The organism is Nonomuraea helvata (genome assembly GCF_039535785.1).
Lineage (GTDB): Bacteria > Actinomycetota > Actinomycetes > Streptosporangiales > Streptosporangiaceae > Nonomuraea > Nonomuraea helvata.
In genome coordinates this window covers 209377-234581 of sequence record NZ_BAAAXV010000011.1, presented here as the reverse complement: position 1 = coordinate 234581, position 25205 = coordinate 209377, and the positions used below count along the sequence as shown (strand labels likewise).

General features: G+C 69.7%; 22 protein-coding genes. 11 read left to right on the top strand and 11 right to left on the bottom strand.

The genetic code is table 11. The features are described 5' to 3' along the window. Positions 1–274: 274 nt before the first annotated feature. Positions 275–1675, bottom strand: coding sequence for an LCP family protein (locus ABD830_RS48985; protein WP_345002464.1), 1401 nt, complete (start codon positions 1673–1675; stop codon positions 275–277). A gap of 259 nt (positions 1676–1934) precedes the next feature. On the opposite strand from ABD830_RS48985, the gene ABD830_RS48980 reads away from it, so the two are divergent. From ABD830_RS48980 to ABD830_RS48965, 4 genes are all read left to right on the top strand, one after another. Beyond that, positions 1935–2663, top strand: a complete 729-nt coding sequence (locus ABD830_RS48980; protein WP_345002463.1) for a hypothetical protein — start codon at positions 1935–1937, stop codon at positions 2661–2663. Positions 2664–2723: 60 nt separating this feature from the next. Then, the gene (locus ABD830_RS48975; RefSeq protein ID WP_378520753.1) at positions 2724–3887 is read left to right on the top strand and encodes a thiolase family protein; all 1164 of its coding nucleotides are present in this window, start codon (positions 2724–2726) and stop codon (positions 3885–3887) included. Continuing rightward, positions 3884–6034 carry a 3-hydroxyacyl-CoA dehydrogenase NAD-binding domain-containing protein gene (locus ABD830_RS48970; RefSeq protein ID WP_345002461.1) on the top strand — a complete coding sequence of 717 codons (2151 nt, stop codon included), beginning with the start codon at positions 3884–3886 and terminating at the stop codon, positions 6032–6034. Before ABD830_RS48975 ends, ABD830_RS48970 begins: the two co-directional genes overlap by 4 nt. 91 nt (positions 6035–6125) lie before the next feature. Then, complete coding sequence (locus ABD830_RS48965) at positions 6126–6506, top strand: SSI family serine proteinase inhibitor (RefSeq protein WP_345002460.1); 381 nt, start codon at positions 6126–6128, stop codon at positions 6504–6506. Positions 6507–6539: 33 nt separating this feature from the next. Here the strand turns inward: ABD830_RS48965 and ABD830_RS48960 are convergent, their stop codons facing one another. Both ABD830_RS48960 and dxs read right to left on the bottom strand, forming a co-directional pair. Then, positions 6540–8012 (bottom strand): amino acid permease, encoded by a 1473-nt coding sequence (locus ABD830_RS48960; protein ID WP_345002459.1) that lies wholly within the window; start codon positions 8010–8012, stop codon positions 6540–6542. A 163-nt stretch (positions 8013–8175) separates the two neighbouring features. Next, positions 8176–10056 (bottom strand): 1-deoxy-D-xylulose-5-phosphate synthase, encoded by a 1881-nt coding sequence (gene dxs, locus ABD830_RS48955; protein WP_345002667.1) that lies wholly within the window; start codon positions 10054–10056, stop codon positions 8176–8178. A 132-nt stretch (positions 10057–10188) separates the two neighbouring features. Here dxs and ABD830_RS48950 point away from each other — a divergent pair, with 132 nt between their 5' ends. Genes ABD830_RS48950 through ABD830_RS48940 form a run of 3 tightly spaced genes read left to right on the top strand, consistent with a single transcriptional unit; the run spans position 10189 to position 12712 of the window. Beyond that, positions 10189–11076 (top strand): neutral zinc metallopeptidase, encoded by an 888-nt coding sequence (locus ABD830_RS48950; RefSeq protein WP_345002458.1) that lies wholly within the window; start codon positions 10189–10191, stop codon positions 11074–11076. A gap of 43 nt (positions 11077–11119) precedes the next feature. After that, positions 11120–11932, top strand: a complete 813-nt coding sequence (locus ABD830_RS48945; protein ID WP_345002457.1) for a neutral zinc metallopeptidase — start codon at positions 11120–11122, stop codon at positions 11930–11932. A 36-nt stretch (positions 11933–11968) separates the two neighbouring features. After that, entirely contained in the window at positions 11969–12712 is a 744-nt protein-coding gene (locus tag ABD830_RS48940; RefSeq protein ID WP_345002456.1) for a neutral zinc metallopeptidase, read from the top strand. A 9-nt stretch (positions 12713–12721) separates the two neighbouring features. Here the strand turns inward: ABD830_RS48940 and ABD830_RS48935 are convergent, their stop codons facing one another. The 7 genes from ABD830_RS48935 to ABD830_RS48905 form a co-directional block, all read right to left on the bottom strand. Beyond that, on the bottom strand, positions 12722–13927 hold the full coding sequence (locus tag ABD830_RS48935) for an ROK family transcriptional regulator (RefSeq protein WP_345002455.1): 1206 nt from the start codon (positions 13925–13927) through the stop codon (positions 12722–12724). Between the two features lie 38 nt (positions 13928–13965). After that, a complete protein-coding gene (locus tag ABD830_RS48930) occupies positions 13966–15228 on the bottom strand; it encodes a sugar ABC transporter permease (RefSeq protein ID WP_345002454.1) in 1263 nt (420 codons plus the stop codon). Continuing rightward, the gene (locus ABD830_RS48925) at positions 15225–15989 is read right to left on the bottom strand and encodes an ATP-binding cassette domain-containing protein (RefSeq protein ID WP_345002453.1); all 765 of its coding nucleotides are present in this window, start codon (positions 15987–15989) and stop codon (positions 15225–15227) included. Before ABD830_RS48925 ends, ABD830_RS48930 begins: the two co-directional genes overlap by 4 nt. A gap of 48 nt (positions 15990–16037) precedes the next feature. After that, on the bottom strand, positions 16038–17147 hold the full coding sequence (locus tag ABD830_RS48920; RefSeq protein WP_345002452.1) for a sugar ABC transporter substrate-binding protein: 1110 nt from the start codon (positions 17145–17147) through the stop codon (positions 16038–16040). Between the two features lie 150 nt (positions 17148–17297). Then, entirely contained in the window at positions 17298–20021 is a 2724-nt protein-coding gene (locus ABD830_RS48915; RefSeq protein WP_345002451.1) for an outer membrane protein assembly factor BamB family protein, read from the bottom strand. Continuing rightward, positions 20015–20887, bottom strand: coding sequence for a hypothetical protein (locus tag ABD830_RS48910; RefSeq protein ID WP_345002450.1), 873 nt, complete (start codon positions 20885–20887; stop codon positions 20015–20017). The genes ABD830_RS48915 and ABD830_RS48910 overlap by 7 nt, the downstream gene beginning before the upstream one ends. Positions 20888–21038: 151 nt before the next feature. Continuing rightward, on the bottom strand, positions 21039–21773 hold the full coding sequence (locus tag ABD830_RS48905; protein ID WP_345002449.1) for a sulfite exporter TauE/SafE family protein: 735 nt from the start codon (positions 21771–21773) through the stop codon (positions 21039–21041). A gap of 101 nt (positions 21774–21874) precedes the next feature. On the opposite strand from ABD830_RS48905, the gene ABD830_RS48900 reads away from it, so the two are divergent. Next, complete coding sequence (locus ABD830_RS48900) at positions 21875–22210, top strand: hypothetical protein (protein WP_345002448.1); 336 nt, start codon at positions 21875–21877, stop codon at positions 22208–22210. Then, positions 22182–22505, top strand: coding sequence for a type II toxin-antitoxin system PemK/MazF family toxin (locus tag ABD830_RS48895; RefSeq protein ID WP_345002447.1), 324 nt, complete (start codon positions 22182–22184; stop codon positions 22503–22505). The genes ABD830_RS48900 and ABD830_RS48895 overlap by 29 nt, the downstream gene beginning before the upstream one ends. 112 nt (positions 22506–22617) lie before the next feature. On the opposite strand, the gene ABD830_RS48890 is transcribed toward ABD830_RS48895, so the two are convergent. Next, on the bottom strand, positions 22618–23298 hold the full coding sequence (locus ABD830_RS48890) for a TetR/AcrR family transcriptional regulator C-terminal domain-containing protein (protein ID WP_345002446.1): 681 nt from the start codon (positions 23296–23298) through the stop codon (positions 22618–22620). A gap of 71 nt (positions 23299–23369) precedes the next feature. Here ABD830_RS48890 and ABD830_RS48885 point away from each other — a divergent pair, with 71 nt between their 5' ends. Together ABD830_RS48885 and ABD830_RS48880 are read left to right on the top strand one after the other, a co-directional pair. Beyond that, on the top strand, positions 23370–24287 hold the full coding sequence (locus tag ABD830_RS48885; protein ID WP_345002445.1) for an ATP-binding cassette domain-containing protein: 918 nt from the start codon (positions 23370–23372) through the stop codon (positions 24285–24287). A gap of 13 nt (positions 24288–24300) precedes the next feature. Then, the gene (locus ABD830_RS48880; protein ID WP_345002444.1) at positions 24301–25101 is read left to right on the top strand and encodes an ABC transporter permease; all 801 of its coding nucleotides are present in this window, start codon (positions 24301–24303) and stop codon (positions 25099–25101) included. The last annotated feature ends 104 nt before the right edge of the window (positions 25102–25205 follow it).

The following is a 25205-nucleotide window of genomic DNA, read 5'->3' as shown; positions in this document are numbered from 1 at the left end:
CCCCTGCCCATCCTCGTAAGGCCTGTCGTTCTCGTCGCGCGCCACGATGGAACCTCTCTAGTACGAATGCGGACCGCGCCCTTTCCTAGCAGACTAAACCTCACGTTGTCCGGAAATTTCACATGTTTCCCTAAAAACACTCTCTGTAACATTCGTCACTTTGGGCTATGACAGTGCTGCGGCCTGCATCTGAAGGCGCGCAGAAGCCCGGATGAGCGCTACGGATCGGCGCCGGACGAACCGGAAACGTCACCGCCCGGCCCGGGGCCGGGCGTCACAGGCACGGGTTGGTGGTGGAGTCGACGACCTTGTCCTTGAGCGAGTCAGGGATCGCCGAGACCACGCGCACCCCGGGCCAGTCCTTGCCGATGACGAGCTGGACGATCGGCCCATCCGGCACCTTGACGCCCGCCTGGGACGTGTACGGCTGCGTGTTGACCGGCCGGACCTTGCCCGCCACCGGCGTCTTCTTCTCCTTCGACAGCCGCGCCGCCACCGCGTCCGCGTAGCCGGGCCCGTCCGCGGTGTCCTTCTTGGCGTACCGGATGACGGTGGTGTCGGTCACGGCGGCGTTGCCGACCTCCGTGATCACGAACCCCTGCGCCGCCAGCTGGTCGGCCACCTGGACCGCCTTGCCCTGCTCCCCCGTGCCGTTGAGCACCTGGACGCGTACCTGCTTGTTCTCGACCTTGACGGCGGCGGCCTTGCCCGGCGTGGGGGTCGCGGTGACCTCGACGTCGTTCCGTACGCTCTCGAAGAAGTCGCGCGCGGCCGGCTCGCTGAACTGGACGCGGTTCTTGTCCGGCGGATAGGGCTCGGTGGGCACGGTGATGCCCTTGAGCTCCTTGGCCGTCAGGCCCTTGACGCTGTTGGCGATGTCCAGCATCCGGTCCAGCGTCAGCCCGCTGTCCACGGTGACGGCCGCGGCGGCCGCCTCCAGGAACGCGTTGAGTTTCACCGGGTTGGTGAGCAGGCCGCCGCTGGTGACCGCCTCGAGCACCTTGGTGAGGAAGACCTGCTGCCGCTGGATCCTGCTCAGGTCGCTGCCGTCGCCCAGGGCGTAGCGGGTGCGCACGTAGCCCAGCGCCTGCTCACCGTTGACCACGTGCTTGCCCGGGCCGAGCACCAGCTTGGACTTGGGGTCGTTGACGGCCTTCGGCAGGCAGATCTCAATGCCGCCGATGGCGTCGATGATGCCCTTGAAGCCGGTGAAGTCGACCTTCACGAAGTGGTTGATCTTGATGTTGGTGAGCGACTCGAGGGTTTTGATCGTGCAGTTGATGCCGCCTTCGTTGAAGGCGGCGTTGATCTGCCGCAGGCTACCGGGAAGCACGGCGCCGGTACGGCTCCGGCACTCGGGGATCATCACCATGGAGTCGCGCGGGAAGCTGATCATGGTGGCCTTGTCCCGGTTGGGGGAGATGTGCAGCAGCATGATCGTGTCGGTGCGCTCGCCGATCTCCTTGAGGTGCGGGCCGTACTTCTTGTTGTCGCCCTCGCGGGAGTCGGAGCCGACGAGCAGGACGTTGAGCGCGCCGGTCTCCGGCGGGCGGCTCGCTCCGACGTCGATCACCTCGCGGTCGATCCCGCCCTCGATGCGCCGGTAATACGCGTACGCCCCGAGCGAGACGGCCACCAGCACGAACGTCAGCCCGATGCCGACCCACCCCAGCACGGGGACCCGCCGTCGCCGGCCCGGCCCGCGGCCCCGCCGCCGAGATGGAGCATCCCCCGCTCTTTTCGCGCTCTCCCTCACACGCCCCCCTCCGGTGACGCGCAGTGTACTGAGAAAACGTGCCCCCCAAGGGAATGTCGCGCCATCCGGCCGACCACGGCAACCCACTGCGCTGCCACTCTTCCGTGCCAGCGAGGGCTCCATCCAAAGCGTGCGAATGCGAGGCGTCGCTACGCGGAGTGAGGTCATCATGACATCCATGCTGTTGACCGAGACGGCGCCCCCTCCAGGCGCTCAGAGACTGGCCGAGCTGCGGGCCACGGCCAGGACCGCCCGCCGCCGGGCCTTCGTCGCACTCTCCGCCGCCATCGCGCTGCTGACCACCGCCCAGTTGCTGGCCGACCGGGCGCAGACCGACGAGCAGACGCTGCCGCTGGCCGTGCTGTCACTGGCGATCTTCATGACGGCCGTCCCCGTGCTCGTGGCCACCCAGTACGTCTGGGGCGCCCACGCCCGGCTCGTCCGCCTGAGAGAGCGTGAGCTCTACGCCGTCACCCCCTCGGCACGGACGCGGCCGCTCAGCAGGCTGGCCGTGGCCTGCGGCTGGGCGGTCACGTTGCTGCTCGGCTGGACGGAGCCGCACTTCTTCCACGAGGCCGCCCTGTACGCCTTCGCCGACTCCCTGCGCTGGGCCGCCGAGGCGCTGGCGGTGGTGAGTCTCGCGGCGGGGGTGTTGTTCGTCATCTGGTGGGCACGTGACGCAGTGGGGATGCTGGCGCGTGCCGCGCGGTCGGGCGGATCACCTGGCGATCCATGGGACCCCGGCCACGGCGCGCGCCCGCGAGAGGGCGCGGCGCTCTGGACGGGCGCGGCCGTGGCGGTCGCGGCCCTGGTCGGAGCCCGCGCCCATCTCTGGGAGCCGGGCACGGCCGTCATTTACGCACTGCTGACCGCCGCCCTCGTCTGCGGAGTAGTTACTGGCGAGTAGCATAGGCACGGAACCCACTCTCCAACGAGGAGCGAATCCGTGCCTTCCTCTCGTGACGTCGTGTTCGTCGACGGCGTGCGCACGCCTTTCGGCAAGTCGGGGCCGAAGGGACTGTACGCGGAGACCCGCGCCGACGACCTGGTCGTCCGCGTCATCCGCGAGCTCATCAGGCGCAACCCCCACCTGCCACCCGAGCGCGTGGACGAGGTCGCCATCGCCGCGACCACGCAGATCGGCGACCAGGGCCTGACCATCGGCCGGGCGGCCGCGGTGCTGGCCGGGCTGCCCAAGAGCGTGCCCGGCTACGCCATCGACCGCATGTGCGCGGGCGCGATGACCGCGGTCACCACGGTCGCGGGCGGCATCGCGTTCGGCGCGTACGACGTGGCCATCGCGGGCGGCGTCGAGCACATGGGCCGCCACCCGATGGGCGAGGGCGTCGACCCGAACCCGCGGTTCCTGTCGGAGAAGCTGGTCGACCCGAGCGCGCTGGTCATGGGCATGACGGCGGAGAACCTGCACGACCGCTACCCGGCGATCACGAAGGGGCGGGCGGACGCGTACGCGGTGCTGTCGCAGGAGCGGGCGGCCAAGGCGTACGCCGACGGCAAGATCCAGCCCGACCTGGTGCCGACCGCGATCAGGACGGCCGAGCAGGGCTGGGGCCTGGCGGCCGAGGACGAGGCGCCGCGGCCGGGCACCACGCTGGAGGGCCTGAGCGCGCTCAAGACGCCGTTCCGGCCGCACGGCAACGTCACGGCGGGCAACTCCTCCGGCATCAACGACGGCGCCACCGGGTGCGTCGTGGCGGCCAAGGAGGTGGCCGACGAGCTGGGGCTGGGCGCGAAGATGCGGCTGGTCTCCTACGCGTTCGCCGGCGTGGACCCCGAGGTCATGGGGGTGGGGCCGATCCCGTCCACGGAGCGGGCGCTCCGGCTGGCGGGCCTGGACATCTCGGAGATCGGACTGTTCGAGATCAACGAGGCGTTCGCCGTACAGGTGCTGGCCTTCCTCGACCACTTCGGCATCGCCGACGACGACCCCCGCGTGAACCAGTACGGCGGCGCGATCGCCTACGGCCACCCGCTGGCCTCGTCGGGCGTGCGGCTGATGACGCAGCTCGCGCGGCAGTTCGGCGAGCGTCCCGACGTGCGGTACGGCATCACCACCATGTGCGTCGGCATGGGCATGGGCGGCACTGTGATCTGGGAGAACCTGGCATGAGCGAGCGAACAAGTAGGCACAGCGACTCTGCTCGCAGGAGCGACGAAGTCGGGCCTGGGAGCATCGAGACCTGGCGGGGCCTGCTGAGCGAGCGCAGCGGCGACGAAGTCGTCACCAAGGCGCTGGTGCGCGACGTGCAGCTGCCCTACGGCGCGGGCACGATGGCGCTGATCACGCTGGACAACGGCTTCGACCACACCAAGCCCAACACGTTCGGCCCGCGCGGGCTGTTCGCGCTCAACGGCGCGCTGTCGGAGATCGCCGAGCGCACCGACCTGGCCGCGGTGGGCGTGACGGGCAAGCCGTTCATCTTCGCCGTCGGCGCCGACCTCAAGGGCGCGGCCGCCCTGACCACGCGCGAGGAGGCCCTCGCCATCGGCGCGCTGGGTCATTACGTCTTCCGCAGGCTGGGCGAGCTGCCGATCCCGTCGTTCGCGTTCGTGAACGGCGCCGCGATGGGCGGCGGCCTCGAGGTGGCGCTGCACTGCACATACCGGACGATCTCCTCCGGCGTGCCCGCGGTGGCGCTGCCGGAGTGCTTCCTCGGCCTGGTGCCCGGCTGGGGCGGCACGCAGCTGCTCCCCCGCCTGATCGGCCCGGCGAACGCGATCAAGCTGATCATCGAGAACCCGCTCTCCCAGAACCGCATGGTCAAGGGCAAGGAGGCGTACGAGCTGGGTGTCGCGGACGCGATGTTCGAGCCCGCCGACTTCCTGGAGGAGTCGCTGCGCTGGGCCGCCCGCGTGGTCAACGGCGAGGTGGCCGTGGAGCGGCCCGCCCACGACGACGAGGACTGGGACAAGACGGTCGGCGACGCGCGCTTCCTGGTGGACATGAAGCTGCGCGGCGCCTCCCCCGCCCCCTACCGCGCGCTCGACCTGATCGGCCAGGCCCGCACGGCCTCCCGTGACGAGGGCTTCGCCGCCGAGGACGAGGCGCTGGCCGACCTGCTGACGGGTGACGAGCTGCGGGCCGGGCTCTACGCGTTCGACCTGGTGCAGCGCCGCGCCAAGCGGCCCGCGGGCGCGCCCGACCGGTCGCTGGCCCGCAAGGTCACCAAGGTCGGCGTGGTGGGCGCGGGGCTGATGGCCTCGCAGATGGCGCTGCTGTTCGCACGCCGCCTGGAGGTGCCGGTCGTGCTGACCGACCTCGACCAGGCCAGGCTCGACAAGGGCGTCGGGTACGTGCACGCCGAGGTCGGCAAGCTCCTCGGCAAGGGCCGTATCTCCAGTGACCAGGCCAACCGGCTCAAGGCCCTGGTGACCGGCTCGCTGACCAAGGACGCCTTCGCCGACGCCGACTTCGTGATCGAGGCCGTGTTCGAGGACCTGGCGGTCAAGAAGCAGGTGTTCGCCGAGGTGGAGGCCGTGGTCTCGGCGGAGTGCGTGCTGGCCACGAACACCTCCTCGCTCTCCCTGACCGCGATGGGCGCCGATCTGGAGCACCCTGAGCGGCTGGTCGGGTTCCACTTCTTCAACCCGGTGGCCGTCATGCCGCTGCTGGAGATCATCCGCGGCGCCGCGACGGACGACGCCACGCTGGCCACGGCGTTCGCGGTGGGCAAGTCGCTGAAGAAGTCGTCGGTGCTGGTCAAGGACGCGCCCGCGTTCGTGGTCAACCGGCTGCTGACCTGCTTCATGGGCGAGGTCGTGTCGGCCGTGGACGAGGGCACGCCGCTGGAGGTGGCCGAGCACGCGCTGGACGGGCTCGGGCTGCCGATGACACCGTTCGCGCTGCTGCAGCTGGTCGGCCCGGCCGTCGGGCTGCACGTGGCCGAGACGCTGCACGAGGCCTTCCCCGACCGGTTCGGCGTCTCGGAGAACATGGCCAAGCTGGTCGCGGCGGGCAAGCCGGGCGTGTACCGCCCCGACTTCACGCTCGACCCGGAGGCGGTGGCGATCTTCTCCGGCGGCACGTCGCCGTCCACCGCCGAGCAGGTACGCGACCGCGTGCTGGCGGCCCTGGCCGCCGAGATCCGGATCATGCTGGACGAGGGCGTGGTCGCCGCGCCGCAGGACATCGACCTGTGCATGATCCTCGGGGCGGGCTGGCCGTTCCATCTGGGCGGGATCACCCCGTACCTGGACAGGACGGGCATCGCCCGGCCGCGCTTCCTCGCTCCGGGCATCGCCTCGGTGCCTGTCTGATCCTTTTTGGGGGCTCGCCCGGCGGGCCTCCTTAACCCTCACCCGGCTCCGTCGTAGCGTTGCGTAACGTTCCTACGAACGGAGAGTAACCATGATCCGAGCACTAGGCGCCCTCGCGCTCTGCGGCCTCGTCATGCTGGGCACCTCGTCACCTGCCGTGGCCGCGCGGCCGAAGGACCACCTCACGCTCGTCGTCGCGGTGAAGGGCGGAGAGACCAAGAAGGTCCGGCTGCACTGCGAGCCCGCCGGCGGCACTCACCCGGACGCGCAGGCGGCCTGTGAGCTGCTGGAGAAGGTCAACGGGGACCCGGGGCAGCTCAACGTCTCGCCGGACGCCGTATGCACCCGCGAGGCCGAGCCGCACGCCGTCGCGGCCAAGGGCCAATGGGACGGCAAACCGGTGCGCTGGGGCAAGGTCTTCGGCAACGCCTGCCTGGTGAAGGCCGCGACAGGAGCGGTCTTCGACCTCTGACACGACGCCGGGGGGCGGGTTCGCGCCCGCCCCTCAGCCGTCGCTCTTGACCGAGGGGGTCGCGGTCCGGCTGTGGCGGTAGCCGTACACGAAGTAGACGATGACGCCGATGGCCATCCAGATCAGGAACCTCAGCCACGTCTCCACCGGCAGATTGAGCATGAGGTAGAGGCAGGCCAGCACCGACAGGATCGGCAGCACCGGCACCAGCGGCGCGCGGAAACCGCGCGGCAGGTCGGGCCGCGTGCGCCTGAGCACGACCACGCCGATCGAGACCAGCACGAACGCGAAGAGCGTGCCGATGTTGACCAGCTCTGCCAGCTCGCCGAACGACACGAACCCGGCCAGCGCCATCGCCACCACCCCGACGATGATCGTCAGCCGGGCCGGCGTGCCGAAGCGGGGATCGACCTTCGACAGGGAGCGCGGCAGCAGCCCGTCGCGGCACATCGCGAACAGCACCCGGGTCTGCCCGAGCAGCAGCACCAGCACCACCGTCGTCAGGCCGGCGAGGGCTCCGATGCTGATGATCGTGGCCAGCCAGGCGAAGCCGACCGAGGTGAACACGTCGGACAGCGGCGCCGAGACGCTCAGCCGGTCGTAGCGCTGCATGCCGACGACGACGAGCGAGACGGCGACGTAGAGCGCCGTGCAGATGGCCAGGGAACCGATGATGCCGCGCGGCACGTCGCGCTGCGGGTTGATGGTCTCCTCGGCGGCCGTGGCCACGATGTCGAAGCCGATGAACGCGAAGAACACGATCGCGGCGGCCGAGAAGATGCCGAGCACGCCGAACGCGACGGGCGTGACGCCGAACAGCACCTGCAGCAGCGGCGCCTTCAGCCCGCCCACCTGCGGCGTGGGGACCGGCTCCGGGATGAACGGCGTGTAGTTGGCGGCCTTGACGAAGAAGAGCCCGGCCACGATCACCAGCAGCACCACCGCGATCTTGGTGGCCACGAGGATGAGGTTGACCCGCGAGGACACCTTGATCCCGACGACCAGGATCAGGGTGAGGATGAGGACGATGGCGATGGCGGGCACGTTCACCACGGGGTTGTCGCCCGCGATCGCGTTCGGCAGGTGGACGCCGATGGAGGAGAGCATCGAGGCGAAGTAGCCCGACCAGCCGACCGCCACCACCGCCGCGGCCAGCGCGAGCTCCAGCGTCAGGTCCCAGCCGATCACCCAGGCCGGGAACTCGCCGAGGGTCGCGAAGGCGAAGGTGTAGGCCGAGCCGGCGACCGGGATCGTGGAGGCGAACTCGGCGTAGCACAGGGCGGCGAGCCCGCAGACGATGCCCGCCACGACGAACGAGACAGCCACCGCCGGGCCCGCCATCGTCTTGGCGACCTGTCCCGTGAGCACGAAGATCCCAGTGCCGACGATCACCCCGATGCCGAAGACGGTCAGATCGGTGGCGGTCAGGCGCTTACGCAGCTGGTGCTCGGGAGCTTCGGTGTCGCGGATGGACTGCTCGACACTCTTCGTGCGAAAGATCTCCACGACTAGTGATCCTTCCCCCACCCTTCGCGATCATGCCTGATCACGCGCAGGCGGCGGCTTTCCGCTCGTCACAGGTCCGCCCACCCGATCGCCGAGCCGGCGGGTGACCGGCGCGCCGCGCACCACCGATCGCGGCGCCTGGTCACCGAGCGCCGCACGGTGGTCAGTGGCGGGCGGGCTCCTCGTGGGCGGTGCGCTTGGCGACGGCCTCGGTGATCTGGCGGGCGAGGTCCTGCCCCGTCAGGCCGACCCGGCTGAGGATCACGGCCCGCTTGGCGTGGTCGAGGAACTCCTGCGGGATCCCGTACGTACGCACCGGCACGTCCACGTCGGCGTCGCGCAGCAGCCGGGCCACGGCGTCGCCCACGGCGCCCACGCGGCCGTTGTCCTCGACGACGGCCACCAGCTTGTGGGCGCTCGCCGCCAGCACGAGCGCCTCGTCGAGCGGCTTGACCCAGCGGGGGTCGACCACGGTGGCCGAGATGCCCTGGGCGTCGAGCAGGACCGCGGCGTCCATGCAGGCCTGCGCCATCGGGCCGACGCCGACCAGCAGCACGTCGGGCTCGCCTTCGGGGGCGCGCAGCAGGTCCATCTCGCCCAGCTTGCCCACCGCCTCGACCGGTTCGGCGACCGGGCCCTTGGGGAAGCGCAGCACGGTCGGGCCCTCGGTGACCTCCACGGCCTCGCGCAGCAGCTCGGTCAGCCGGTCGCCGTCGCGCGGCACGGCGATGCGCAGCCCCGGGACGACCTGGAGGATCGACAGGTCCCACATGCCGTTGTGGCTGGCGCCGTCGTCGCCCGTGACGCCCGCGCGGTCGAGGACCACGGTGACGGGCAGCCGGTGCAGGGCGACGTCCATGAGGAGCTGGTCGAAGGCGCGGTTGAGGAACGTGGCGTAGACGGCCACGACGGGGTGCATGCCGCCGAGGGCCAGCCCGGCGGCGCTGGTCAGCGCGTGCTGCTCGGCGATGCCGACGTCGTAGATGCGTTCGGGGAAGGCCTCGGCGAACGCGCTGAGGCCCGTCGGGTGGAGCATGGCCGCGGTGATCGCGACGAGGTCCTCGCGCTCCTTGCCGAGCCGGACGAGCTCCTCGCTGAACACGTTGGTCCAGATGCGGCCCTTGGGCTTCTCCGCGCCGGTGGCCCGGTCGAAGGCGCCGGGCGAGTGGAACTGGTCCTCGTCGTGGTTCTCGGCGGGTGAGTAGCCGCGGCCCTTCTGGGTGAGCGCGTGGACGATCACGGGCCCGCGGAAGTCGCGGGCCTTGCGCAGCGCCGTCTCCATGGCCTGCTCGTCGTGGCCGTCGATGGGGCCGACGTACTTGAGCCCGAGGTCCTCGAACATGACCTGCGGCGCCAGGACGTCCTTGACGCCCTTCTTGAAGCCGTGGAGCGCGTCGTAGAGGACGGGAACGTTCCCCAGCTTCTCCTTGACGTACTCGAGCATGTCCTCGTACCGGCGGTTGACCCGCAGGGAGGACAGGTGGGAGGCCAGGCCGCCGATCGTGGGCGAGTAGGAGCGGCCGTTGTCGTTGACCACGATCACGACCGGCAGGTCCTTGCCGGCGGCGATGTTGTTGAGCGCCTCCCAGGCCATGCCGCCGGTCAGCGCGCCGTCGCCGATCACCGCGACGACCGTGCGGTCGCGCTCGCCACGCAGCTTGAACGCCTTGGCCAGGCCGTCGGCATAGGAGAGCGCGGTCGAGGCGTGGGAGTTCTCGACGAAGTCGTGCTCGGACTCGGCCTGGCTCGGATAGCCGGAAAGGCCGCCCTCCTGCTTGAGCGCCTCGAAGCCCGCGGCCCGCCCGGTCAGCAGTTTGTGCACGTACGCCTGGTGGCCGGTGTCCCAGACAACGGGGTCGTTCGGCGAGTCGAAGACCCGGTGCACCGCGATGGTCAGCTCGACCACCCCGAGGTTGGGGCCCAGGTGGCCGCCGAACCTGGCGCACGAGTCGACGAGCAGATCACGGATCTCCCCTGCGAGCTGTGGCAACTCCTCGACAGCGAGCCGTTTGACGTCGTGCGGTCCCTTCATCGAGCCCAGCAACCCGCTCACGGATCCGACTCCCCTCTGCTCTTGTGCGCCGACGGTCCGAGTCTAGTTCGCGGACGCCTCACTGACTCCATCGAGTCAAACCCACCCACATATGTCCGATCTTGACCTAGTCTTTCGGGACATATGAACTCCGTCCCCAAAAGCAAACTCGCGGCACTCGCGGTCGCCATGCTGGCACTTGCCCTGGCAGCCGCCGGTTTGGTGCTCGTGCTGGCCGATGTGGCCACCACCTCGACGGAGCCGCAGAACGAGGCCCAGCAGCTCGCCTCTCCTCCCGCCAAGATCTCCAGCCAGGCGAAGAAGGGCCCTGCGATCGGCAGGGCGCTGGCGACGGCGAACCCGCTCTACAGGAGCGGCCGTCTGACCGACGTGAACTGCGCGCCCGGCGACCTGCCGGCCGGGAGCATGACCGCGTACCGGCGCTTCCTGACCCGCGTGACCAACTGCCTCAACCGGGCATGGGGCGCCCAGTTCCGCAAGGCCGGCCTGCCCTTCACCAAGCCGCGGCTGCGCATCATCACCACCAAGGTCAAGACGCCCTGCGGCGCGTGGAACGCCGGCGCCGACGGCGTCTACTGCTCCACCGACCGCACGATGTACCTGATGATCAGCAAGGACCAGTTGCGGAACCCGTTCCCGCTGGGCATCACCCGCCTGATCGCCCACGAGTACGGACACCACGTCCAGCAGATCTCCGGCATCTGGAATTACTACTGGGCCGCCAGGACCGTGGCGGGAAAGGCAAAACGGCTGCAGCTCTCCCGCAATTCGGAGCTGCAGGCCGAATGCCTCTCCTCGGTCTTCATGAGCACGATGAAGGGCACGAAGCTGGTCACGGACGCCGACTGGGCGTACACCGTGGACTGGTTCAGGAAGAACGGCGCCAAGGGCTGGCCGCAGAACGACCACGGCAGGGGCCCGACGCAGGCCGCGTGGATGACGCGCGGTTTCAACCGCGGAACCCCGGGTGCATGCAACACCTGGTCCGCCTCCACCAGAAATACACTTTAATATTCCTTTACCTGGAACTCCCTCTTTAATAGGGTGCCTTCTCATGCGTATCCCCCGATTGGCGCTCATGGCAGGCGCCGTGGCGAGCCTGCTCTTCGCCGGCACGGCCCACGCGGCCACCGCCCCCGCACCCGCCTTCAAGCCGGTCCTGACGAAGAACCCGCTGTACAAGGCGGGCAAACTCGGCACCCAGACGTGCGACGAACCGCAGGTCAACAACGGGACCGTCGAGGAGGCGGAGGTCTACTTCGCCTCCGTGATGGACTGCCTGAAGCAGGCGTGGGCGCCTGTGGTGAAGAAGGCGGGCTTCCGCTTCAGCGCCCCCAAGCTCACGGTGATCACCAAAGCGGGCACGAAGACGGCGTGCGGCAAGTTCCCCGAAGAGGCGCAGGCGATCTACTGCGGGAGGAACAAGTCCATCACGTTCTGGCTGACCCCGGCGATCGTCGAAGAGCCGAGGAACCTGGCGCTGATGGCGGTGCTGGCCCACGAGTACGGACACCACATCCAGCAGCTCACCGGCATAGGCGAGGCCAGGGACAGCCTCTACCGCAGCACCGAGGCGCGCGCGCTCAACGCGAGCCGCCGCTCCGAGCTGCAGGCGGAGTGCCTGGGCGGGGCGTTCGTCGGCCGGGTCTGGGGCTCGCTCGGCCGCAGCAGCGCCGAATGGAATGACCTGCTCGGCTCCACCCACAACTGGCTCGACCTGAGCTCCATCGGCGTCAAGGTGCGGAGCAACGCCGACGAGACCCACGGCAAGGACTCCAACGTCGCCTACTGGGCCAAGCGCGGCTTCAAGGCCCAGTCGGCGAGCGCCTGCAACACCTGGACCGCCCCGAAGACCAAGGTCCTCTAGCGCAAACCAGCACTAAGTAATCTAAGATCCGCGATCGTGCGCATTTCCCTCTTAGCGGGCATGGTCGCGGGTCTGCTTCTCTTCTCCGGGCCGGCCCGGGCGGCGTCGAGCATCGCGCAGGCCGGCCTGTCGGGGATGACCGGCGGTCACGTGGCCGCCCAGGAGTGCGCGATCCCGCAGATCCGCGGGGGGAGCGTCGCCTCGCTCAAGTCCTTCCACCGGGCGATGGCCGGATGCGCCGACCGCTTCTGGGCCGCCCAGTTCGCGGCCGCCGGCCTGACGTACACCTCGCCCGAGGTCACGATCACGACGGGGAGCGACTCCGTCTGCGGGAAGATCACCAGCAACGGGGCGCAGTACTGCCCGGGGCAGCGCACGATCGTCATCCGCATCATGAAGCAGGACCTGCGCGACCCGTTCCGCATGAACATCGCGCACTCGGTCGCCCACGAGTGGGGGCACCACGTGCAGCAGCTCATCGGCGTGCTGGACGCGCAGAACGCGCTGTACTGGCCCGCTTCGGACAGCTCGCGGGCACTGCTGAGCCACCGGCTGGAGATGCAGGCCGAATGCTTCGCCGGCGTCTTCTACAGCTCCGCCCTCGAGTCGATCAACCCCGGGATCGAGTGGGACGACTGGATCGACGCCGTGCGCAGGGCGGACGAGAGCGCGATCCACGGCAAGCCGCGCAACCTCGCCTTCTGGCAGGACCGCGGCTACCGCGGCGGCGCCACGGGTTTCTGCAACACGTGGACGGCCATCACGTCCAAGGTCACCTGAGCGTCCCGGTCAGGCGTTGGCCCGGGCCAGGACCTCCAGAGGGTCGGCGAGGACGTGGGCGAAGGCCAGCTCAGCCGCGCCCGCCAGCGTGGCGGCGTCCCCGAGCGAGGACGTGCGCAGCCGCAGCCTCTCCCGCTGCGGCGCCATCGCGTGCAGGACGAGCTGGGTACGCACCTGCGCCGCCGACCCGAGGTAGATCTCCCGCAGCATCCCCCCGAAGATCACCATTTCCGGGTTGAAGATGTTCACCAGGTTCGCCACGCCCAGTCCGAGCCAGTCGCCGACCTTGCTGAGCGCGGCCTGCGCCTCGATGTCGCCCCGGTCGGCGGCCTCCACCACGGTGCGCACCGCGTCCCGCCCGTGCTGCCCGGGACCGACGCGGCCCGCGGCCTCCAGCAGGGCCCGCTCCCCCACCTCCGCCTCGAGGCATCCGTGCGAGCCGCAGCCGCAGGCACGGCCTCCCGGGTTGACGACCATGTGGCCGACCTCGCCGCCGTAGCCGTCGTGGCCGCCCAGCAGGTGGCCGCCCGCGATGATGCCGCCGCCGATGCCCACGTCACCATGCAGGTAGATGAGGTCCCTGACAGCGGCCCCGACGCCGCGGCTGTGCTCGGCGAGCGCGGCCAGGTTGGCGTCGTTGCCCACGCTGACCGGCAGTCCCAGGCCGAGCCTGCGGCCCAGCTCCTCGCCGAACGGCACCTCCTCGGCCAGCAGGTTCGGCCCGAAGCGGACCACCCCGTCGGCCTTGCGCACGCCGCCGGACACGGCCGCCGCCGCGCCGACGCAGACGGTGTCGTCCCTGGTCTTGCGCCGCATCTGCCTGGCGAAGCCGGCCAATGTCCCGGCCAGCTCCTCGAGCTGGAACGGGCCACGCTCGCGGGCCGTCTCGCGGCGGTCGAGTATCACCCCGCCGAGTCCCACCCGGGCGACCGCGAGCCGGTCGGGGCCCACGTCGAAGGCGAACACGTAGACCCGCGCCGACTCGGGCCGCACCACGAGCGAGGGCCGTCCCGCGCGGCCCGTCTCGCGGGGCAGCTCCTCGCGCACCAGCCCCGCCGCGGTGAGGTCAGAGGTCAGTGCCATGATCGTGCTGCGGTTGAGCCCCATCTTCGTGGTCAGCTCGGCACGCGAGATCGGCCCGCCCAGGTGGACATGGCGAAGCAGCGTGCCGAGATTGTGGCGCCTGATGTCCTCTTGGGAGGGGCCGGCACGCATCGTCTGGGGTTCCTTCAAGGGGGGCTGAGAGTCGCTGATCACCTTAGACCAGCGGCTGCCGCCCGCCTGCGCGCAAGGGCGTCCACCCCCGCGGCGAGCAGCAGCACAGAGCCCGTGACCAGGTACTTCACACTGGCTCCATACCCCATCAGACCCATGCCGTTCTCGATGACCGCCACCACGGCGCCGCCGAGCACGGCGTCCAGCACCCGGCCCTTGCCACCGAACAGGCTGGTGCCGCCGATGACCGCCGCGCCGACCGCGTACAGCAGGACGGAGCTGCCGCCCGTGTTCGGGTCGACCGAGCTGGCCCTGGACGCGGCCACGATCCCGCCGATCGCGGCCATCGACGAGCAGATCACGAACGCGCTGATCCTGATCCTGTCGACCGGGATGCCCGCCCGCCGCGCCGCCTCGGCGTTGCCGCCGACCGCGTACAGGTGGCGTCCGAACGCGGTACGGCGCAGCACCAGCGTCCACACGACCAGCAGCGCCAGGATCACGGGCACCACGATCGGCACGCCGGTGAGCGAGACCAGCGCCGGGTTGCGGCTGCGCTCCAGGTTGAGCACGTAGACCGCGAGCCCGGCCAGCACCGCCAGCGCGCCCACGCGGGCGGCGATCAGCGACAGCGGGTCGGCCACCAGCCCGCGCTTGGTGCGCTTCCTGGCCCGCAGGAGCTGAACGGCGGCGAAGACCGCCACGCAGACCGCGTACAGCGCCCAGCCGAGCGAGGGCGGCAGGTTCTTGTTCGCGATGGCCAGGATCACGCTGTCCCTGACCGAGATGTTCGTGCCCTCTTTGACCAGGACCAGGACCAGGCCCTGGAAGGCGAGGAACCCGGCCAGCGTGACCACGAACGACGGGATGCCGACCTTGGCGACCAGTGTGCCGAGCACGGTGCCGATGACCACGCCGGTGAGGATGGCGGCCAGGGCGCACACGTACCAGGGCAGGCCCATGCTCGTGAGCGTGACGGCGAGCACCGCCGCGCACACGCCGCTGGCGAACCCGGCGGACAGGTCGATCTCGCCCAGCAGCAGCACGAACACCAGGCCCATCGCGATCAGCGTGGTCGCGGCGCCCTGGGTGAAGAGGTTGGCGAAGTTGATCGAGGTGACGAAGGCGGGCCGCGCGACGGCGAAGACCGTGCAGAGCACGATCAGGCCCAGTACGGCCGGCAGCGCCCCCATGTCCCCGCCGCGTACGCGTTCGACGTAGGCGAGGAAGCTGTTGCCGATCGACGGGGACTGCGTCGCGGTGACGATGGCCTCGCCGGGGAGTTCCTTGACCTTGCTCATGGGGTGACCCCGTTCTTGAGGCCGAGATCCCCGCTGCGGCCTGAGGTGATCAGTTCGACGACCTGCGCGTGCGTCACGTCGGCGGTCCTGACCTGGGCGGCCGTCCTGCCGAGGTAGAGCGCCGCGATCCGGTCGGAGACGGCGAAGACGTCGTTCATGTTGTGCGAGATGAGCACCACGGCCAGGCCCGTGTCGGCCAGCCGGCGCACCAGCTCCAGGACCTGCGCCGTCTGGGCCACGCCCAGGGCCGCGGTCGGCTCGTCGAGGATGACGACCTTGCTGTTCCACAGCACGGCCTTGGCGATGGCCACGGTCTGCCGCTGTCCGCCGGACAGGCTGGAGACCTGCTGCCTGATGGATTTCACCGTCCGTACGGACAGGCTGCTGAGGGTCCGCTCGGCCAGTTCCTCCATGCTGTCCTCGTCGAGCAGGATCCCGTTCTTGCGCTCCCTGCCGAGGAACATGTTCTGGACGATGTCGAGGTTGTCGCACAGGGCGAGGTCCTGGTACACGATCTCGATCCCGAGCTCGCCCGCGTCGCGCGGGCTGTGGACCTGCACCTGGCGGCCGTCGAAGAGGATCTCTCCGTCGTCGATCGGATAGATGCCGCCGACACACTTGACCAGGGTCGACTTGCCCGCGCCGTTGTCGCCGACCAGGGCCGTCACCTCGCCGGCGTACGCCGAGAGCTCGACCTTGTGCAGCACCTTCACCGGGCCGAAGCTCTTGTCGATCCCGCGCACTTCAAGGAGGGGGGTCATGGGGCTCCCTAAGAGGGGCGCGGCCAGTCCGGCCGCACCCCCTCGCTCTTATTGAATGCCGGCCTCGGTGCACTTCTTGGCGAAGTCACCCGTGCACAGTTCCTCCTTGGTCACGTAGCCGTCGGCCACCACGTCCTTGACGTTGTCGAGGTAGATGGCCTGCGGCTCCATCAGCTCGGAGGGCACGTCCTGGCCGCTCTCGGGGTCCTTGACGCTGCTGCTCGCCGCGGGCTTCTCGCCCTTGGCCAGCGCCACCGCGAGCTTGGCCGCGGCGTCGGCCTCCTTCTTGACGGCCTTGTAGACCGTCATGCACTGGTCGCCGGCGAGGATGTTCTGCAGCCCCTGGACGGTGGCGTCCTGGCCGGTGACGGGCACCTTGCCGTTGAGGTTGTTCTTCTTCAGCACGGTGATGGCGGCGTTGCCCAGGCCGTCGTTGGCGGCCAGCACGCCGGCGATCTTCGGCTGCTGGGTCAGCATCTGCTCGAAGATGGTGCCGGCCTGCGCGTTGTCCCAGTCGGGCACGGGCTGCTCGGGGCCCTTGACGTACTCGCCGGAGTCGAACTTCGGCTTGAGCACCCCGTCGTAGCCCTGCTTGAACAGGGTGGCGTTGTTGTCGGTGGGAGAGCCGTTCAGGTAGGCCACGATCGGCTTGCTGGCCTTCTTGTCGGCCAGGCACTTGCTCAGGCCCTCGCCCTGCAACGTGCCGACCTTGGTGTTGTCGAAGCTGACGTAGTACGCGGCGCCGCCGCCGAGCGTCAGCCGGTCGTAGTCGATCGTGGCCACGCCCTGGGACTTGGCCTTGTCGATGACGGCCTTGCCGCTGCCGCTGTCCAGGTTCACGATCATCAGGACGGTGGCACCGTTGGTGACCATCTGGTCGGCGATGGTCTGGAACGCCGTCTTGTCGTTCTGGGCGTTCTGGATGTCGTACTGGACGCCGGCGGCCTTGAACGCCTCTTCGAGGTACTTGCGGTCTGCCGTCTCCCACCGGGCCGAGGACTTGCTGTCCGGCAGGATGACGCCGATCTTCCCGGCCTTCGCCGCCGGGGCCGAGGCCGACGTGGTCGACGTGGTCTGACCGCTGTCGCCCCCGCAGGCGGTGAGACCGAGGGCGAGCGCGGCTGCCGTGGCGGTCAGGCTGAGGATCCCCTTGCGCATGGTGCAGGGTCCTTTCTTCCGGAGCGGCCCGGATGAATGTTGTTTGCGGCAACGTATTCCGGGATGGCCTGCTTTGGAAGACCCTGTCGGCCGGGAGTTTGTTGTTTCGGGTAACAATCCAGAAACGCGACCTCAATCTTTCTGACTCGTTCAGCCGTCCACCCTGCCGTCGGACGCGCGGATGGCGTACACGTTGCCGTTCATGCCGCCGGCGTACACCCGGCCGCCCGCCACCACGGGAGCGGTGCTGAGGTCGCCGCCGGTCTGGAAGCTCCACCGGCGGGTACCGGTCGCGGCGTCGAGGGCGTCCAATCGGCCGTTGCCGGCCGCGGCGTACAGTGCGTCCCCGACGAGTACGGGGCGGGACACGTCGGAGAATCCGAATTTGTCCTCCCCTCCGAGGGGGAAGCTCCACCGGGTCTCGCCCGTGGCGGCGTCGAGGTCGTGGAGGCGATCCCCGACGATTGTCACGTACACGTCACCGCGGACGACCGTGAAAGCGGACTGCGCCACGCTACCGCCGGCCTTGAAAGTCCACTGTCGCGCGCCCGTGGCCGCGTCAAGCTTGTGCAGCACTCCCCAATCGCCCACGTAGACGGCCCCGCCGCTCACCTGGGGGCCGCTGTAGAGCGGGACGCCGGTCCGAAAGCGCCACTTCGGCCTGCCGGTGATCTGGTCCAGCGCGTGGAGCCGGCCGTTCTCCTGGGTGGCGACGTAGACGGTGTCGGCTGTCGTGGCCACGCCCGCGACGCCTGCGCGCCCGTCGACGCGGAAACGCCAGCGGCGTTCGCCCGAGCCGGCGTCCAGCGCCACCACGCCGTTCCTGCCGACGGCATAGACGAGATGACCCGCCGCATGTGGGATGACATCGCGGAGGAGGTCACCCGTTCCGGCACGCCATCGCGTCCGGCCGGAGGCGGTGTCCAGGGCGATGACCAGCCCGCGCTCGGTCGCGACGTACACCGTGCGCCCGTCGACCGTGAGCCCGCCCGTCCCGATGGTCCTGCGGCTCCACCGCGTCCGGCCGCGCACCGCGTCCAGCGCGACGATCCGGCCGTAGGTGGCGGCGTACACGGTGCCGCCGGCTCGGATCGGGCCCTGTGTGACCAGGTCGCCGAACTGGTGGCTCCATCGCAGGGCACCGGAGACGGCGTCCAGCGCGTACACCTTGCCGTCGTCGCTGCCCGCGTACACGATGCCGTCCGCCACCATCAGGTGGCGGAATCCGTCGTCGGCGGGGAAGCTCCATCCGGCCGGGCGGGCGGCGCGCGGGCCGCCATCGGGAACGACGGCTCCCGGCTCGTAGCGGGCCAGCAGGTTTCTCTGGAGCGGCGGGGTGAGCAGCCGGATGGCCCGGCGCGAGGAGGACCGCAGAAGGATCAGGGCCGGGCCCACCGTGACGATGGACTCGCTCATCATCCCGCTGGGCGTGCGGGGCAGCGTCTGCGACAGGGCGTACGGGGTCTCGGTGGTGGGGTCGTACCTGCCGGTCTGCTTGACGTGACGGACCATGGCGGCGAAGACCTCTCTCGCGACGGCCGGTGTGGAGAACACCCAGGCGACCGAGACGGACACGACCGCCCCTTCGTCCGTCGGTGGTATCCAGTCGCAGTCGGCCGGCTTCGGCGTCGGCACTCCAGCCACGGTCCGGCGCCCGGGGCCGGGGCGGTAGCCGCCGAGGACGCTCGCCGCGCGCTCGCCCAGGAGGGCACAGGCGTCCGGCCAATCGGACAGGGGGGCGCCGCCAGGCGGGGCGGGAGCGCCGGACAGCCCGTGGACCAGCGTGTATGCGAAGATCCGCCCGGCCTGGTCGTGGACGAAGGCCATGTCCTCGGTCGTGCCCACCAGGATGGGGTTGAGCGCGGGCAAGGCGATGGGCAGCGCGCGGACGCGGCCGGTGACGGTGTCCAGGGAGATCAGAAAGTTGGGAGTCGCCCCCCTGCTGTCGGTCAGGAGGTCCCTTTCACGGGTGAGCTCCGGGTAGGCGCCCACCCCGAAGGGCCGGCTCCATTGCTCCGGTCGCGCGGCCCCGGCGGCCGGAGGGGGCTCAAGGGCCGCGGGCGCGGTGGCCACCAGCCGACCGTCCGGTGCGAAGAACGACTCTCCGCCTCCGTCCCTGACGTCCAGGTACCCGTCGTCGCCCGCCTTCAGGCCGACCGGGCCGGCGGCCTGCCCGAGCGTCCGCAGCGAGCGCGTCCAGTCGGGATGGAGGGTGTACGGGTTAACGGAGGCGAGTTCGACCCTGCCCGCGCAATCGCTGAGCAGCGCGACCGACCGGGCTGAGGCGGCGGCGACCAGCCCGCAGCCGCGCGGGCGGACCGTCCGCGCCGTGATCCTGCCGGTGCGGAGGTCGAGCGAGGTGAAGGTGTAGGGGCCGCCCTGCCTGTTGATGTAGGTGACGCCGCGCCCGGTCACCATGATCGTGGGGCCGGAGTAGCCGGGAGCGCCCTCCACGACCTCGACGCGCTCGACGGTGACCGTTCTACGCCACAGCAGGGTTCCGTCGGCCAGCTCGTAGCCGGACAGTTGGCGGTCGGCCGCTCCGGCTTGTCTCGCCACGACGATCGTCCCGGCCGCGACCCACACGCCGGCGGTGGGCACGGTGCCGGCGGGAATGGTGTACCTCCGGCTGCCGGTGCGCGGGTCGCGGACCGCCACCGCCCCTTGCGGCGTCGCTACGGCCAGTCCCTCGCCCGACACCCCGTAGCGCGGGCTCCCGGGTGGGAACGGGTCCTCCAGCTGGTCAGGCATGGACCAGGCGGTACGCCAGGCGGTGGGCACCCACGGCAGGCGCGGCGCGTCCCCGGCCACGACCGGGCAGGCTGCCAGCACCAGGAGGATCACGAGGTAGCGCGGACCGCGCACGGTCAGCATTTCTTCCTCTCCGGGAACAACTCGCACACCTCGGCCGCCGCCATCGGCGCCCACCCGCCCAGCGATGACGTGGTGTAGAAGGAGCGATAGGTCTCGCCCTCGCCGGTCAGCCGGAACAGGCCCCCGCCCGGTCCGTTGATCACGAGCTGCTCGGTCCGCTCCTCCGCGAGCACGGTGGCGAGGAGGTCGAACTCGTAATACGCCTGCACGCCGCTGATCGTCATGCTCAGCGTGACGCGCTCGCCCCTTTTGAGGTCGATCTGCTTCGTGGCGAAATACCGGACGCCGGGCTCCTTGGCGGTCGTGAAACGGGGTGCCGCCTTGTCAAGGTCCGCGTGGAGTTCCACGGTGCCGACCTCTCCGCCCGTGGCGGCCTTCAGATACGCGCCGTCCGACACGGATTCACGCCTGACAATACGGGGCTTCAGGTCGACGATGCGCAGACTGCGTCGATTTCCCACGAGGACGACCGTGATATTCATCTGCTTAATGGCGGCAGCCTGATGGCGGGTCAGCAATGCCTGCCGTTCGGCGTCCGACGCATGGCCGCCGAGGAGAATTCTCCGCCCTTCCGGATCCGTCACCGGCTCTCTCAAGGCGATGTCCCGCTCATCGGCGTCCACGGCCACATGACCGATCGTGACGGGCGGGTCTCCGCTGATCCGGTCGATCGCATCCGTGCCACGGGAGTCGAACCAGGCGGTGAACACCACCCCGATGACCGCGACGAGCACCGCGCTGACGATTCCGGCCGCCCACGTACGCGCCGCTTTCCACCCTCCGTCTTTGGGCTTCTCCGCCGCCTGCGGCACATTCCCACCGACCTGGCTTTTCTTTCCGTCCTTGCCTTTTCGGCCATTGCCCATGGTGCGATGTCCCCCAGCCGTAAAACGCGAACAGGGTAAGCACGAATATGGCGATCATAACGTCGCATGCCCGACCGGAGACTTGCAAATGACACAACGCCCTCATGGTCCGCGCCATGAGGGCGGCCGCGATCAGCGGTCAAATCACCCGTCAACCGGCATTTACCATCAGGGATTGCACAAGCAGCGCCACGGCGGACGCGGCGGCCACCACGAGGACGGCCACCCGCACCTTGCCGCCGTCGAGATACCGGCGCAGCGGCCCCGACACCAGGAACCCGAGCACCATGGGCACGACCAGCACCGCCCCCGTCAGCAGCGCCCGGGCCGGGAGCTCATCCACGACCGCGAGGATGACCAGCGACTGGGCGGCGCTCAGGAAGAAGAACATCGCCAGCGTCGCCCTGATCTGCGACCCCTTGGCGTGCTGGTAGACGAGGGCCATGGGCGGCCCGCCGATTCCGGTGGCCGTCCCGGTGATCCCCGAGACGAAGCCGGCGGAGGCGACCGTCAGGCCGTTGCGCGGCACGCTCAGCGCCCTGGCCGTCAGCGCCACCGCGATGAGCACCATGAGGGCGACGAAGACACCTCTGATGTATATGGAAACGTAGACAACAATGACTGCGCCGATGACACTCCCCGGCAGTCTCCCCAGCACCGCGAAGCCCAGTCCGCGCCAGTCCACCGTGCGCCATTCGACGGCCAGCGTGAACAGCGGCAGGGTCACGTTGACGACCTGGACGGCGCCGGGCATGAGGTCGGGGCTCAGCATGGTGAGCACGGGGACTGCGACGAGCCCTAAGCCGAAACCCACGCCACCTTGGATAATCGCCCCGACGAAGACCGCCAGACCACCAATAATCAGTACCAATGCCGCATCAGCCATGGCGAAGATTCAATCATCTTTACGCTCTGTTGCCATTCGTGCTTTGAGAGTGACCGTGGGCGTGTAACGTGATTTAAGGACGCCGACGTAGCCTCAGGAGTATGGCCATGAAGCCCAAAGCGACGAGCATACGCGTCAGCGTCAAGACCAGAGACAAGATCGCAGCACTCGCGAAGAAGGCAGGTGAACCCATGACCGCGATCATCGACCAGGCCATCCGGGAGATGGAGAAGAAGCAGCGCTGGCAACACGTCGCGGAGCAGATGGAGCAGACACGACGAGAAGACCCGCAAGCCTGGGCCGACTACCTCGCCGAATCCGGGATGGTTCAGGGCAAGCCGTCACGCTCCACCCGCATCGCGCCGGAGTGGGAGGGGCTCATCACGTTTCCCGAGGAGAGAAATGAGGGTGATCCAGGGCGAGATCTGGCTCGCTGACCTGGGCGAACCCGTCGGTCGCGAGCAGGGCTTTCCCCGTCCGGTACTCGTGGTCAGCAACGACGAGTTCAACGCCGCAGCCCCAGTCAAGATCGTCGTGCCCCTGACGACGACCGACCGAGGATGGGACAACCACGTCGCCATTGGCTGCGACGGCACCGGCCTGGAGAAGCTCAGCTGGGCCATGGTCGAGCACGTGCGCAGCGTGTCCCCACGGCGGTTCACGAGGAGGATCGGGATCGCTCCTGACGAGGTCGTCCGCGAAGTCACTGACTGGATCGTCGACTCGATCTAGCGAGTGTTTGCCGCCCGGCGAAATAGAGGTTCGCCGGGTGGCACCTCCATCGTGCCATACAGTCGCTGATCGTTAAGCTCCCCACCGTGCAAGCCCTCCCGCCCAAGCGCGACTATCGGGTCGCCTCCCCCTCCGCCCGCGGCACCTGGCCGGCCCCGGCCGCCGAGGTCGCCTGAGCCTTGAGGCGGAGCTCCATCCCGTCCAGGATCAGCTGCAGCCCGCCCTCGAACGCCTGGTCGCCCTGCGGGTCGCCCACCTCCGCCATGCCCGCCATCAGCCGCGGATAGGCCGCCTGGAACTCCTCCATGTCCGGCAGGGCGTGCCCCTTGTCCGGACGCATCCTGTCGGCCTGCTCCTCCAGCACGAACCCGGCCACGTACCCGCTGACCGTGGAGAGCCCTCGCATCGCGTCGCCGGCGGTGAACCCCGCCGACTCCAGCCCCGCGACCACCCGCTCCACCGCCGCGAAGAGCTCGGGCGACGGCCGGGTGCCCGCCACCAGCTTGGCCCCGTCGCGGTAGGAGTTGAGCATCGCGCGGTCGGTGTGCGCGTAGTCGGCGACCCACTCCCGCCACTTGGCCGGCTCCGTCAGCAGGGGGCGGGACTGGTGCGCGGCCATCATCGCGGCCGCCATCGCGTCCAGCAGCTCCTGCTTTCCCTTGAAGTGCCAGTAGAGGGCCGGGGCCTGCACGCCGAGCTCGCTCGCCAGCCGCCGCAGCGTCAGCCCGTCGAGTCCGACCTCGTTCAGCAGCCGCAGTGCGGTCGCGACGATGGTGCCTTTTTCGAGTGCCACGGTTGACAGCTTAACAACGTTCAATGCATCCTTAACGCCGTTAGATTTAACACCGTTAAGGAGGTGCTCAGATGATCCACGCAGAGGGACTGCGTAAGCGGTACGCGGCCAAGGAAGCACTCAAGGGCATCGACCTCGAGGTTCCGGCGGGCACGGTCTGCGGGTTGCTCGGGCCGAACGGGGCGGGCAAGACCACCGCCGTCCGCATCCTCACCACGCTCCTGCGTCCCGACGCGGGGCGGGCCGAGGTCGACGGGCTGGACGTGGTCCGCGACGCGACCCGGCTCCGCTTCCGCATCGGCCTGGCCGGCCAGCACGCGGCGGTGGACGAGCTGCTGACGGGGCGGCGCAACCTCCAGCTGTTCGGGCGGCTCTACCACCTGTCCAGGGCCGAGGCGCGGCGCAGGGCGGACGAGCTGCTGGAGCGGTTCGGGCTGGCGGACGCGGCGCGGCGGCCGGTCAAGCAGTACTCCGGAGGCATGCGGCGCCGGCTCGACCTGGCCGCGAGCCTGATCGTGTCACCGTCGGTGCTGTTCATGGACGAGCCCACCACCGGGCTCGACCCGCGCAGCCGGCTTCAGCTGTGGGAGCTGCTGCGCGACCTGGTCAAGGAGGGCACCACGCTCCTGCTGACCACGCAGTACCTGGACGAGGCCGACCAGCTGGCGGACCAGATCGTGGTGCTCAGGGAGGGCGTCGTGGCCGCCGCGGGCTCACCCGAAGATCTGAAGCGGACGATCGGGGGCGACCGGGTGCAGGTCGTCTTCCGGGACCTGGGAGACGTGGCCGCTGGAGTGCAGCTGCTCCGGAGCGCCGCGACGCCGGAGATCGAGAGCGCCGACGGGCGGCAGGTGACCGTTCCCGCGACCGACGGCGCGCAGTCGCTCATCCGCATCGCCGGCGCGCTGGACGCGGCCGGCATCCCCGTGGAGGACCTGGCGCTGCGGCGGCCCACCCTCGACGAGGTCTTCCTCCACCTGACGGCCTGAAAGGAGTCCATCGATGTACGAGACCTTGCGCTGGACCGTGGCCGACGCCCTCACGATCGCGGGCCGCACCTACGCGCGGCTGAAAGCCCAGCCGGGCGAGCTCGCCAGCTTCCTGGTGTTCCCCGTGATCATGACCGTGCTGTTCGGCTACGTCTTCGGCAGTGCGATCGTCCTGCCGGGCGGGGGCGACTATCGCAACTACCTCATGCCCGGCATCTTCATGCAGGTCATGGCCCTGACGGCAGCCTCGGCCGCCACCACCGTGGGCGAGGACATGGCCCGCGGGATCATCGACAGGTTCCGCGCCCAGCCCATCGCCCGCAGCGCCGTGCTGGTCGGGCGGAGCGTGGCCGACCTGTCGATGCACCTGCTGTCGCTGGCCGCGATGGTGCTGGCCGGCGTCCTGATCGCCGGGTGGCGGGTGCACGGGAGCCTCGGGGACACGGCGGCGGCGTTCGGGCTGCTGACGCTGTTCGGGTTCGCGATGATCTGGGTGGGCACGTACATCGGCCTGTGGATCCAGAGCGGGGCGCAGGCGGACGCGGCCACGTTCGGCTGGCTGATGCCGATGACGTTCCTGGCCAACACGTTCGTCCCCACCGAGGGACTGCCGGTCTGGCTCAAGCCCATCGCCGACTGGAACCCCATGAGCGCCGTCGTGGCCGCCGTCCGTGGCCTCTTCGGCAACCCCACCTCGGTCTCCTCGGCGTGGCCGCTCCAGCACCCGATCACCGCGAGCCTGATCTGGTCGGTGGGGATCCTCGCGGTGTTCCTGCCGCTGGCCGTGCACCGCTACCGGACGATGTCCCGATGACGAAGAGCCGCCCGGCGGGGGGTGTCCCGCCGAGCGGCTCTTCTGTGTCGGGTGGTTCCCCCGATACGGGCGCGTGAGGATCGCGCCCAACCCCGGCTCGAACA

Excerpts from the sequence above, each read along its gene's own strand:
- ABD830_RS48980 (WP_345002463.1), top strand. The coding sequence starts at position 1,935 with ATGCTGTTGACCGAGACGGCGCCCCCTCCAGGCGCTCAGAGACTGGCC.
- ABD830_RS48970 (WP_345002461.1), top strand. The coding sequence starts at position 3,884 with ATGAGCGAGCGAACAAGTAGGCACAGCGACTCTGCTCGCAGGAGCGAC.
- ABD830_RS48965 (WP_345002460.1), top strand. The coding sequence starts at position 6,126 with ATGATCCGAGCACTAGGCGCCCTCGCGCTCTGCGGCCTCGTCATGCTG.
- ABD830_RS48950 (WP_345002458.1), top strand. The coding sequence starts at position 10,189 with ATGAACTCCGTCCCCAAAAGCAAACTCGCGGCACTCGCGGTCGCCATG.
- ABD830_RS48945 (WP_345002457.1), top strand. The coding sequence starts at position 11,120 with ATGCGTATCCCCCGATTGGCGCTCATGGCAGGCGCCGTGGCGAGCCTG.
- ABD830_RS48935 (WP_345002455.1), bottom strand. The coding sequence starts at position 13,927 with ATGCGTGCCGGCCCCTCCCAAGAGGACATCAGGCGCCACAATCTCGGC.
- ABD830_RS48930 (WP_345002454.1), bottom strand. The coding sequence starts at position 15,228 with ATGAGCAAGGTCAAGGAACTCCCCGGCGAGGCCATCGTCACCGCGACG.
- ABD830_RS48925 (WP_345002453.1), bottom strand. The coding sequence starts at position 15,989 with ATGACCCCCCTCCTTGAAGTGCGCGGGATCGACAAGAGCTTCGGCCCG.
- ABD830_RS48920 (WP_345002452.1), bottom strand. The coding sequence starts at position 17,147 with ATGCGCAAGGGGATCCTCAGCCTGACCGCCACGGCAGCCGCGCTCGCC.
- ABD830_RS48915 (WP_345002451.1), bottom strand. The coding sequence starts at position 20,021 with ATGCTGACCGTGCGCGGTCCGCGCTACCTCGTGATCCTCCTGGTGCTG.
- ABD830_RS48910 (WP_345002450.1), bottom strand. The coding sequence starts at position 20,887 with ATGGGCAATGGCCGAAAAGGCAAGGACGGAAAGAAAAGCCAGGTCGGT.
- ABD830_RS48905 (WP_345002449.1), bottom strand. The coding sequence starts at position 21,773 with ATGGCTGATGCGGCATTGGTACTGATTATTGGTGGTCTGGCGGTCTTC.
- ABD830_RS48900 (WP_345002448.1), top strand. The coding sequence starts at position 21,875 with ATGGCCATGAAGCCCAAAGCGACGAGCATACGCGTCAGCGTCAAGACC.
- ABD830_RS48885 (WP_345002445.1), top strand. The coding sequence starts at position 23,370 with ATGATCCACGCAGAGGGACTGCGTAAGCGGTACGCGGCCAAGGAAGCA.
- ABD830_RS48880 (WP_345002444.1), top strand. The coding sequence starts at position 24,301 with ATGTACGAGACCTTGCGCTGGACCGTGGCCGACGCCCTCACGATCGCG.